The following is an 11,091-nucleotide window of genomic DNA, read 5'->3' as shown; positions in this document are numbered from 1 at the left end:
CGACGAGCTCGTGCGGGACATCGAGCATGGCAGGATACGGAACCAACGAAGCCCCCGGCGTCGATGTGATGAGTGGAATCACCACACCAACGACGAGGGCTTCGCCATGTCACATACCCCCTCGCCGACCTGCACCTTCACCCATAGGAGAGGGGATGAAAGAGGTTCAGTGAGCTCTTTCAACTCGGCCACCGATCGGGTGACGTGGACTGCTGGAGTGGAACGCTGACAGCTTCCGAAGCCCATGGTCCGCGGCGATTCACCCGCGACAGCACCATCACCCTCCCGAGGCCGAGTTGAAAGAGCTCAGTGTGGGTTCAGACGATGAGAGGGAGTGCCGTGTCGGCGCCCGCGCCAGTGTCGTGATCATGCAGGTGCGACGGCTTCTCCACCGGCTTCGACAGCGTCCAGGACGGATCAAACGCTCCCTACGTTGTTCTCCGGTACGTGGTGAGCGGGGCGTCGGCTCACGCAGCCGCAGGCTGTGATGTGCGTCACCCGGCAGGTGGTGAGGGGTGGTTACCTAGAACCTCGGCGAGTGTTCCGCTTCACAGAAACCAGTCAAGCCACACTCAGCATGCACATAGGAAGGGTGCATTCCGGAACGACTTCGCTTCCTCGGGAGCGGTGTGTGCGCGTCCTGGGATGCCCCGAATTTTCCTTGTGGCGTTCGGATTCGGGTGCCTATGGTGAGCGCCGCGTGTGGCGGATCTTGACCGACCCGAGCGCACGTCAGTCATTCGGTGACCTGGGGGGGCGCCGTCGTACAGGGGTAGTGGTTCCGTCGTCGTGCCTTCATGCCAGTCGCTGCGCGCACCGATTCATTCTGTGTAGTGCGTGCCTGACGCTTGTTCAGGGCGCCAAGGTTCCCTCTGTCTTTGGCCATTCCCTCCCCTGGGCCCGTACCGCCTTTGAGTGAAGAGAGGGATGCTCTGTTGCGCTCCAGATCATGGTTCCGAATACCTGGATCACGAAGATCCTCGATCCTGACCCCCGTCATCACATCGGTGGCAGCCCTGGCCGTTCTGGGAGGGTTGGCCATCCAGCCTGGCGTGCTGGACCCCGGGCGAGATGCTGGGCCGACAGGCCAGTCCATGCCCTGGTACGAGGAAACCGCCGCTGAAGACTTGCGGCAGGACCAGTGTCTGATGGCGGATGTACTGCGGCTGGGCGGTCCTTCCATGACCCAGACCGCTATGGACGGTCTCAACCAGCCTGCGGACATGCTGCACGCCCTGGCCAACCGGCAATTCTGGCAGCAGACACCCCTCGCCGACGCGTACCAGAAGGACCGCGACACGGCGGACAAAGAACTTAATGCCATCTCCGCAGTAGAGAACGATTGGGCCCGGCGCGTTGGGGGATTTCAGAGCCCCCCCGGTACCCACGACATCGGTGATGGCAAGAGCTTCTACACCCAGACCGGTCTGACCCAGTGGATCGCGGATCGGTGGTGGAAGCACGAGACCGACTTCTACGATGACCCCACCCCCAGATTCGACGAGAAGACGCGTGAGGCCGTCGACACCCTGGGAAACCCCCGCTACACCCCGCTCACTGCTCCCAGCACACCGGACGGCAACTCCGCCGAGCGCAGTGCGTTCGACTGGATGCACTCGCCCTGGGGCAAGGGTGCGGACGATGCGCGTATGTTCCTTGCCTCTGGGGGGTTTCCGCGCACTGGGCCGCAGCCGGGTACAGCCGAGTACCGCATCGCGGTGGAGGATGTGAAGTCGCGGTTCGCGTCCTGTGGATGGCGTAACCCGCTGGACCCGAACGCGGTGCTGGACGGCATCACGGCCACAGCTTCGGCGGAGTGGCAGCAGGAGATCGCCGCCCAGGCCCCGCAGCGCAACCAGATCCTCAACGCCAGCAAGGACGCGACCACGGGTCTGGTCGCCGGTTCCAAGGCGTTGGGGGAGCTGCTGGGCCATTCGGCGGTGGCCGACCGTCTCGCCCGCTGGCAGGACTACTGGGCCCCCGGCGGTGCCGGATGGGTCGGTGACGCGCCGGCCGTGGTCGAGGTGCATGCCGCGAAGGGCAAGTGCCTGGACGTGGAGGGCGGCCGGAGAGACAACGGCACCCCCGTCCAGCTGTGGCCGTGCAACGGCACAGCTGCACAGGAGTGGATTCTCTACAGCGACGACACCGGCCCTCACCTCCAGAGCCACGATTCCTACAAGTGCCTTGATGTGGCGGGCGGGAAGACCGACGACCGCTCGAAGATCCAGATCTACACGTGCAACGGGACCGCGGCACAGACATGGCAGTACAACCTGCGTGCCACCACGCCGCTGAAGAACGTCGGCGCGGGCAAGTGCCTGGACCTGAACACCTTCGACAACGGCAAAGACACGTGGCTGTGGCCGTGCAACGGCACCCCGGCGCAGCAGTTCGACGTCAAGCCCACAGGGCACCACGCCACCGACCAGCCGGTCCAGGCCCAGTTCGACCAGGCCAAGTCGCTCACCACAGGCGCCCAGACGGGCGCGAAGCAGCAGTTGGAGGCTCTCAGGGGCCAGCTCGCCGCCGCGCAGAAGGCCGCCACCGCCTCGGAGACGGCTATGCAGGTCGCCTATACCAGTGCTGATGCCGCTGGAGCGCCGCGTGGCCGGGGCCTGCTGGTCGGCCAGCAGAAGGATCAGGTCACCAAGGGCACGGTGGCCGCTCTGCAGGCGATGGTGAAGGCCGGTGAGACCGCGGAGGCGGCCACCCGCGCCTCCGCCGGCGACAGCCAGACCATCGCGCAGCGGGCGCTGGCCCAGGCGGCGCAGGTGCAGACCGAGTTCCGCAAGAAGGCAGCCGAGACGGCCGAGTTGCAGGCCAAGGCCGCAGCCGATGCCGCGAAGATCCACCGCGACAATGCGAAGAAGGACAAGGAGACCGCGGAGGCCAAGCTCGCCGACACCTTGAAGGCCGAGGCCAACGCCAAGGCGGCTGCTGCCGACGCGCACGCCAAGCGGCTGGCCGCCGAGGCCGAGTCGGCGACCGCGAAGGCGGAGAAGGAGACCGCCGTCGCCAAGCAGGCCGAGGCTGCTCAGCACAAGCAGAACGCCCAGGCCGAGGCGGGCAAGGCCAAGGACGCCAAGGACAAGGCAGAGGCTGCCGAAGCCACCGCGGTCGAGAAGAAGAACGGCGCCGTCACGGCCCGCGACAACGCGAAAACCAAGCGGGACGACGCTTGGGATGCCCAGCAGAAAGCCGATGCGGCCCGCGCCAAGGCCGACGCGAAGGAGGCCTACGCCCAGGCGCACGCCTCCGACGACCAGGCGAAGGCGTCCAGGGCCGCGGCCGATGAAGCATCCAAGCACGCGGCCGATGCCGAAACAGCCGCTGGCAAGGCCCGCACCGAGGCGGACGCCGCGAGCCAGGCGGCCGCCGACGCGGACGCCGCAGCCACCCGCGCCGAAGCGGCCGCCAAACGGGCCCGTTCCGACGCGGACGGCGCCCAGGCCGCCAAGCTCGTGGCCGACGCCGCCGTGACGACCGCGACCAGCGCCGAAGCCGACGCGATCGCCGCATCCCAGCACGCCTCCTCCGAAGCCAACACGGCCGTCAAACTCGCCAACGACGCGGAAAAGAAGGCGAAAACCGCCAAGACCCAGGCGGACGAGGCAAGCAAGGAGGCAGGCAAGGCCGTCGAGGCAGCGGCCAAGGCCGCCGGCTACGCCCACGTCACCGCACAGGCCGCCGAGGACGCGGGCAACGCCGCCTCACAGGTCGCCAAGCCGGCCAACGACGCCATCCAGCTCGGCTCCCCCTACATCACCACCGACTCGGCAGCCGGACTGGTCGTCCTGACCGGCCAGGCGTCCAAGACGATCGCCGACCAGCAAAAAGCCGTCGCCGACGCCCACGCCGCCAACGCCCAGCAGGCAGCGGCCACCGCGCAGGCTCTCGCCGACCAGGCCCAGGCAGACACGAAGGAGGCCTACCAGCACGCGGCGAACGCCGCCCGGTACGCGGCCGACGCCCGCGGCTACGCCACGGAAGCCCTCGGCTACGCCTCCGACGCCGCCACCGCCGCATCCAAAGCCGCCGACTCACTGGCCCGCACCATCGAGTACGACCGCCAGGCAACCGAAGACGCCACAGCCGCCAACACCGCAGCCGGCACCGCAGAGGGCTACGCCAAGGACGCCCGCACCGCAGCCGACCAAGCGGCCCTCGACGCGGACGCCGCCCACACCGCGGCAGCCCAGGCCACCCAGGACGCCAAGGACGCCCGAGCCGCAGCCGACCGCGCCAACACCGCAGCAACCGAAGCCGAACAAGCCGCGAAAGACGCCGACAAGCTCGCCAAGGACGCCCAGACAGCTGCCGATACGGCGGCACGCAACGCCGCGAACAAGCAGGTCTCGACCGGTGCGGGAACCGGAGTCGGCGGTACGTGGTACGTCGTCGACGAGGACAGCATCGAGATCACCGACGCCAAGCAGCATGAGCCCTGCGTGATTACGGTCGGCTTCGAAGGCTGCACCACCACGTTCACGGTCACCTTCAGCGCGAAGGTCGACTTCTTTCTCTGCACCAACCCCAACACCACGGCGAGCGCCAGCGGTTGCGCGGCGCGGGACACGCTGCTCGTCGAGAGCAAGCGCATCCCAGATCTGAAGAAGGACGTCACCCGGTACTTCTCCAAACTGGATCTCATCCAGCAGACCCTCACCTACAAGGTCATCAAGGCGGTCCTGGTCCAGGACTTCGTCGACTGCTATCACGGCAGCGCCAGCGGCTGCGCCTGGGCGCTGAGCAACTTCATCCCCGGCAAGGCGCTCGAGAAGGCCTTCGACGGGATCCGGGCTCTGGATGCCGCCATCAAGACCGGTGTCGGGGTCGGTGACGCGTTCAAGGGCCTCAAGATCCTCGATTTGGACCCCGCGACCCTCGCCAAGCTTGAGCAGTCCGTCAACGCCTCCGAAGCCCTGCGCACCGCCTGTCAGGTGAACAGCTTCCCTGGCACCACTCAGGTGTTGATGGCGGACGGTTCGCGCCGGCCCATCAGTCAGGTGGGCGTGGGAGACCTCGTCGCGGCCACGGATCCGGCTACCGGTAAGTTGCGGACCCGACAGGTCACCGACACCTTCAAGCACGACACCCAGCGGCTGGTGGACATCACTGTTGCCGATGGGGGGATGCTGGCCAGCACTGCCGGCCACAAGTTCTACGTGGTGGACCGCGGATGGACGCTGGTCTCCGACCTGCAGGTCGGCGACCGCCTACGCACCCCGGACGGCTCCGTCCGCGCGGTGACCGCCCTCAACGACCGCTCGGGCATGGCTCCGCAGACTGTCTACGACCTCACGGTCGACGACCTGCACACGTTCTTCGTGCTGGCGGGTGCTACCCCTGTCCTCGTCCACAACTGCAAAATCGCCTTGGGGTGGCAAAATGGCGGCAAGCTCGACGAGTGGGCCAGGGCCAACAAGTTCGCCACCTTCTCCATCATGTCCCCAAGTGACTTCGCCCGGACCGCGGAAATGGCCATCGCCGACCCGAACGTGGAACTGCACATCAACATGACCGGACTGGAAGGACAGGGAACCTTCATAGACGCCGCCCAGCGTGGCCTGAGGGCCGGGCAGGCCGGACGTGCCACGGACTACGAGATGTCCATGATCGCGAGAGCCCTCGTCAATGGTCAGCGCCCGTGGGATTCGGTCAAGTTCTACTCACCGACGGGTCCAGATGGAGCCATGCGACTGAATGCCCCGACAGATATGCCGGATCTATCAGTGCTGAAGGGAGAACTTCCCCCCGTGAAAGGTTCGATCATCGACTACTGCCACTGCTGAGGAAGCGAATATGGATACCCCTCGGAAAGACCTGTACCCGGACGTGACTACTTCGGGTGGCCTTGGACCGGCCATGAAAGAGGCAGCGAAGCTGCGCGGATGCGACACCGGGCTACCGCCCTGGGACAGCGACCGCATCGTTATCGAAACGACAAGGGGTTTCGTGTCGGTCGACCCTGCGACCGATGAGCGTCTGTTCCGGGTGCGTGTCCACATTATCGGGTTCGCCGTGGAGGCTCCCGGGTTCGACTGGGACATCGGCTCGACAGACGACCTTGGGCTGCTCGTGGAGACTGTCGCTGCCTGGCGGGAAGGCATGCCGCTCGGCGAGTTGAAGGCGAGATTCGAGTTCCTGGAACTCGATGAGTTCGCTAGGGCAGTCGCAAACGGAGAGCCCACCTCTTTGCAGTGGTCCGGCCTTCTGTCGTCCGAGTTCCACCGGAAACAGTGGAACCTTCTGCGCCGCCTCCATGCGGATGAGGTACTGCGTCACATGTTCCCATCCATCACGCACGGTGCCGTCCGCCTGCATGTGGACCCGTTGGACGCAACGAGCCGTCAGGTCCTGGTACATGAGCCGGATCAAGAACGTTACGAGGTCATTCGCCCTGGGGTGCCCGGGGCTGACTGGGTCGAGGTGCCGACCGGTGAACTGATCGCCTACCTACGGGCCGCCTTGAGCAACCAGTGATCTCAACAGATCGACGAAGCCGAAACCCCGCCAGGTAATCCCTGACGACTGTTCTTGAGTTCACTCAGGAAGAGTTCACGAGATCCCGTCCGATCTGATTGATCGGGCGGGATCTTCGCGTTCGGACGAAGTATCTCTCCACGACAACGGGGACGCCGACGGCTAGGTGGCGCTGGATCTCGTCGGTGGCGGTGAGCAGCGCGGAGAGGTAGAAGCGCATCCGGGCGTCGGTGTTGCTGTTCCGGTCGACTGCGCGCCGCAGCGGCTGGTACTCGGGCGGCACTGTGAGAACGAGGACGGCGCCGCGGGCCTCGGCGAGCAGGGGGCGATGATCGACTTGCCGGTGCCTCGTAGTCCTTCGAGGCTCTCGAACAGCGGTCGGCCAGGCACGGGCGTCCACCACGTCCGGTACAGCGAGGGTGATTTCGTCTGTGGTGGAGGGGCGGTAGATGATGCGGTCACCCTGCTTGTCGTACCAGAAGGCGTGCGAGTCCTTGCCGACGGCCTTGCAGGACATGGTGAGCGCGCCGCGCAGGTCAGCCTCGATGCGCGCGATCTCCCGCGAGCCGCCGGCCGGTGCGCAGATCTCCGGGGCGCCATACTCGGACAGGTCCTCATCGACGATCACGTCGATGGTCAGGTTCGCGTCCTGGAGCTGCTGCCGCAGGCGGGCATAGTCGGCGGCGCCGTTGACGAGCAGCTCGGGATGTTCGGCGGCGTTGCCGACCGGCCGCATCTGATGGAGCTGCAACTCCTCGACTGCGAACTCTTGAAGAGTGCGGGCCAGCGGCAGGGCCTCGTTGATGTTGTGCGCGTTGACCGTCGTGGTCGCTCCGCTGCGGACGCCGAGGTCGCCGGCGCATTCGAGGGCGCTCAGGGCGCTGTGGTAGCTGCCCTGTTTGCGGATGTGGTCGTTGGACGCCCCGATGCCCTCCAGGGAGACCCGCAGCAGATCCAGGTCGGAGGCGATCTCCTTCAGCCGGGGTTCGATGCGGTAGCCGTTGGTGCAGATCTCGACTCGCAGGCTCTGCTGCTTCGCGTACCCGCACGACCTCGGGCAAGTGCTTGTAGACGAACGGCACTCCACCGAGCAGCGTGACGGCGTCAATGCCGTATTCGCTGATCACGCGGTTGATGAAGTCTGCGCCTCGGCGAGGGTGAAGGCGGCGGCGTGCTTGAGCCGTTCGCCGTGAAAGCAGTGCAGGCACTCGAAGTTGCAGCGGTACATCAGCTGGAAGTGCAGCATCCGAATCCGCTGGATGCCGGTGACCTCGCCGATCATGTGGGCCTCCGTGGCCAGTTGCCTGGCTGGAGGCCCGATGTTGCCTGAGGCGTGGGGACCGCATCACCTCGTAAGGGGACCGTCCGGGGACGCCCTAGGACGTTTTCACTGCTCCGCGAGTGGCTTCAGTAGCTCAAGGAGACCTGTGGTGTCCGAGAGATCCGGCAAGACCATGTGGGCTCCTGTTGCGGCGAGTTCGGTCTGGCTGTGGATGCCGGTGGCGACTGCGATGACCTCGGCGCCGGACGTGAGGGCTGCTTCGACGTCCCGCGGCGTGTCCCCGACGAGGACGACAGTCGTCTCGTCTGGCAGGTGGCGCTGGTTGCGGATGCGCTGGCGGGCGACGTCCACCAGTGCGGGCCGTTCCTCGGCGTCGGCTCCGTACGCGCCGACGGGCATGTCCAGCAGCGGGTCGAGGCCGAAGGCTGAAAGCTTCACTCGGGCGTTGGACATGATGTTGCCGGTGAGCACCGAGGACACCCAACCTTCCTGCACAGAAGCGGCTTTGAGTGCCTCGCGTACGCCCGGAAGGACGGTGCCACGCTCGCGAAGTTCACCGAGCCGGTCCTCTCCGGCCCGGGCGAGGGCGGCCTCAACGGTCTCCCAGACGGGTTCGGGCTTGCCGTGTCCCAGGAGCATGTCCCGCATGATCAAGCGGTCGGTGCGGCCCTCGGTCGTTGCCGGCCTGCCCGGTGGGGTTCCAGCCAGAGCCGTGTACGCGGCGGCGTAAATCTCCTTGCTCACGCCGGCGTTGTCGATGAGGGTGTGGTCGATGTCCCACAGCACGATGAGCGGCATACCGCCAGCGTAAGCATCGTCCACTATCAGCCAGCCCCTGTGGCCACCCCAGTACTCGCCTTGCTTGCCTATCGTCAGTTCGGCTTGGATGGCCCTTGTGAATGAGCGGCTTCGTTCCGTGCTCGCCCAGCGCGGCGTGTCCCCCGAGTCGCTCGCGGAAGCCTGCGAGGTCGACCCCAAGACGGTCGGCCGCTGGCTCGGCGGGCGGGTGCCGCACGCACGGCATCGATTCAGCGTCGCCCAGCATCTGCGCGTGGAGGAGTCCTTCCTGTGGCCTGCCCCACAACGAGGGCCACGGCAGCCCAGCGCGGTCGGGTCCGAGCTTGTCGGCACCTTCCAGAATCGGGCCAGCGTCCCGCGCGAGATGTGGCTGTCCCTCCTGCGCGAGGCTGAGACCGAGATTGCGGTGCTGGTCTTCTCCGGCACGTTCTTCGCCCAGTCCAACCCGCACGTCGCCAAGATGCTCGCTGCACGCGCCGACGACGGGGTGCGCGTACGACTCTGCTTCGGCGACCCGACCGGCCAGGCCGTTGCTGTGCGCGGCCTGGAGGAAGGCATTGGCGACACCCTCGCCGCCAAGATCCGCGCTTCCCTCACCTACTACCGGCCGCTGCTACCCCACGCCGGCTGCGAGGTGCGTCTACACGACACCACCTTGTACACGTCGCGGTTCCGCTACGACGACACCCTGCTGGTCAACCCGCACGTCTACGGCCAGCCCGCCAGCGCCAACCCGTTACTCCACCTCAAAAGGGCAGACTCCGCGGGCTGGTTCGACACCTACGCCGACAGCTTCGACAGCGTCTGGGCCGCTTCGCGGCCCTGGACCCCCGACCAGGAGGAGCGTGACGCCCATGGGCAGGACTGAGTACTACAACGACCCGAAAGCGCCCAAGGCCAACACACTCATCCCCGCCAGCAACCTGCTCGTCGTCGACGACCAGGGGGCCATCCTGCTGCAACGTCGCCGCGACACCGGCCAGTGGGCGCTCCCGGGTGGAGCCCAGGACATCGGCGAGACCGCCGCTCAGTGCGCGGTGCGGGAATGCCTGGAGGAAACCGGCATCATCGCCGAGGTCACCGGGTTTCTCGGCGTCTACACCAACCCGCGCCACATCGTCGCCTACACGGACGGTGAGATCCGCCAGCAGTACGAGAATGCTTACATCGGCCGCCCCGTTGGCGGGGAGCCGACGATCAATGACGAGGCCGACGGTGTCCGGTTCGTGCAGCCCGCCGATCTCGACGACTATGACATCCACCCCAGCATGCGCCAGCAGATCGGCGACTACCTGGCCGACACCTACCCCTACCTGGGCTGAGCCGCCCGCGCTTCCTCTACGCGGGACACTGCTGCGAGGATCGCAGGTGACGCCCGGCGGATAAATCGGCCTACGAGGCTGTCTTCCCCATAGCGGCCGACGATCTCCGCGACCCGGTCCTCGGCAATGGTGCGCTCACCGTCGGGTGTGGTGGTCATGTCGCACCACACCAGCGCGTCCACCAGTAACTGGTCCTCAAGTAGCGGGAACTCAGCCTCCAGGACCTCACGCAACCCGCGTTCTTCGGCTTCCAGCAAGGCGAACGAATGGTTCGCAACCAGCCGCACCAGCCGGTCATCAGCATGGTGGACGTCGCGAAGGAACCGCGCCCCATCGAGTGGATGGAATCCCGTCGATGCCAGCCTCGGCGCGTAGCCCACGTCATGCAGCACCGCAGCCGACGTGAGCAGGTCAGCGTCATCGTTCACTACTTTGGCGAGGCTGGCGGCTGCTCTGGCGACGCCTTGCGAGTGGGCCCAGCGCCGAGGCAGGGATTGACCAAGGTCGGCTTCCGCGATCTGCCATGCCCACTCCACGTCCGTCACTCCTGTCAGTCGTGACATCGTCTACGCGACCTTTTCGAGGGAGCCGAGGAACGAGACCAGATCACGCGCGAGACCCTCCAGCGCATCGGCCTGCTTCCACATGGCGCTGGAGACGGGTTCATGGCGAACAGGCGCGCATCGGCGATACGGCGGGGGCTCTGCTGCCGCGAACCGCGCAGCCTGTTCCTGGGCCAGCACTGAGCGCCACTGCGCGGGCGTGTTGAGGTGTTCTCCCCTGCGGAAAATCTCGCCCGCCATCTCCGCCCGGTGGGCCCGCACATGAACTCCAGGATGTGCAGGCGTTGTTCGGCTGCTGGTCTACCAGATCTGGAGTCATTGTCCCCATAGTGGGACCGTATCCATTGGAGTGTTTCCAGCGCCAGCGTCCGTGTTCTGCACGCTCTGTACCTCACATCGCGGTGCCGTCCGGCCGAAGCAGTCACGTGTCTCTCCGACACGACCGCTGACGCAGCCCGAGGAGTGGCTGCTCGCCTCCCGGGTTTCGGGCAGATGAGGTAACGCACAAAGGCGCGGGTCCGAGTCGCCGGGGTCGGCACCGGCTAAGAGGTCCTAACAGAAGTGGTTGTTGGTGTGACCGTCGGCTTGGCTGTTCGTTGGTGTGGGTGTGGGGAAGAGACAGTCGCGGCCGTGGATCGTG

General features: G+C 66.3%; 9 protein-coding genes. 4 read left to right on the top strand and 5 right to left on the bottom strand.

Annotation, left to right across the window (positions count from 1 at the left end):
• Positions 1-1,148 precede the first annotated feature (1,148 nt).
• A complete protein-coding gene (locus tag ACIQ8J_RS35410; RefSeq protein WP_403608137.1) occupies positions 1,149-5,795 on the top strand; it encodes a ricin-type beta-trefoil lectin domain protein in 4,647 nt (1,548 codons plus the stop codon).
• A 73-nt stretch (positions 5,796-5,868) separates the two neighbouring features.
• Positions 5,869-6,486 carry a hypothetical protein gene (locus ACIQ8J_RS35405; RefSeq protein WP_403278140.1) on the top strand — a complete coding sequence of 206 codons (618 nt, stop codon included), beginning with the start codon at positions 5,869-5,871 and terminating at the stop codon, positions 6,484-6,486.
• A 64-nt stretch (positions 6,487-6,550) separates the two neighbouring features.
• Here the strand turns inward: ACIQ8J_RS35405 and ACIQ8J_RS35400 are convergent, their stop codons facing one another.
• From ACIQ8J_RS35400 to ACIQ8J_RS35390, 3 genes are all read right to left on the bottom strand, one after another.
• Complete coding sequence (locus ACIQ8J_RS35400; RefSeq protein ID WP_403278141.1) at positions 6,551-7,594, bottom strand: hypothetical protein; 1,044 nt, start codon at positions 7,592-7,594, stop codon at positions 6,551-6,553.
• Between the two features lie 15 nt (positions 7,595-7,609).
• Positions 7,610-7,768 (bottom strand): hypothetical protein, encoded by a 159-nt coding sequence (locus tag ACIQ8J_RS35395; RefSeq protein ID WP_403278143.1) that lies wholly within the window; start codon positions 7,766-7,768, stop codon positions 7,610-7,612.
• A 105-nt stretch (positions 7,769-7,873) separates the two neighbouring features.
• Positions 7,874-8,566 (bottom strand): HAD family hydrolase, encoded by a 693-nt coding sequence (locus ACIQ8J_RS35390; protein ID WP_403278145.1) that lies wholly within the window; start codon positions 8,564-8,566, stop codon positions 7,874-7,876.
• A gap of 97 nt (positions 8,567-8,663) precedes the next feature.
• Between ACIQ8J_RS35390 and ACIQ8J_RS35385 the strand changes: the two genes are divergently transcribed.
• Both ACIQ8J_RS35385 and ACIQ8J_RS35380 read left to right on the top strand, forming a co-directional pair.
• Positions 8,664-9,434, top strand: a complete 771-nt coding sequence (locus ACIQ8J_RS35385; protein WP_403278151.1) for an XRE family transcriptional regulator — start codon at positions 8,664-8,666, stop codon at positions 9,432-9,434.
• Positions 9,421-9,888: an NUDIX hydrolase gene (locus ACIQ8J_RS35380; protein ID WP_403278146.1), complete on the top strand. Its 468-nt coding sequence runs from the start codon at positions 9,421-9,423 to the stop codon at positions 9,886-9,888. Before ACIQ8J_RS35385 ends, ACIQ8J_RS35380 begins: the two co-directional genes overlap by 14 nt.
• Here the strand turns inward: ACIQ8J_RS35380 and ACIQ8J_RS35375 are convergent.
• Positions 9,876-10,451: an HD domain-containing protein gene (locus ACIQ8J_RS35375; protein ID WP_403278148.1), complete on the bottom strand. Its 576-nt coding sequence runs from the start codon at positions 10,449-10,451 to the stop codon at positions 9,876-9,878. The genes ACIQ8J_RS35380 and ACIQ8J_RS35375 overlap by 13 nt on opposite strands.
• Positions 10,452-10,454: 3 nt before the next feature.
• The gene (locus ACIQ8J_RS35370) at positions 10,455-10,691 is read right to left on the bottom strand and encodes a hypothetical protein (protein WP_403278150.1); all 237 of its coding nucleotides are present in this window, start codon (positions 10,689-10,691) and stop codon (positions 10,455-10,457) included.
• Positions 10,692-11,091 lie beyond the last annotated feature (400 nt).

The sequence above is a fragment of the Streptomyces sp. NPDC094147 genome (assembly GCF_044764265.1).
GTDB lineage: Bacteria > Actinomycetota > Actinomycetes > Streptomycetales > Streptomycetaceae > Streptomyces.
Note: the sequence above shows the minus strand (reverse complement) of the source record. Positions and strands in the feature narration are given on the sequence as shown.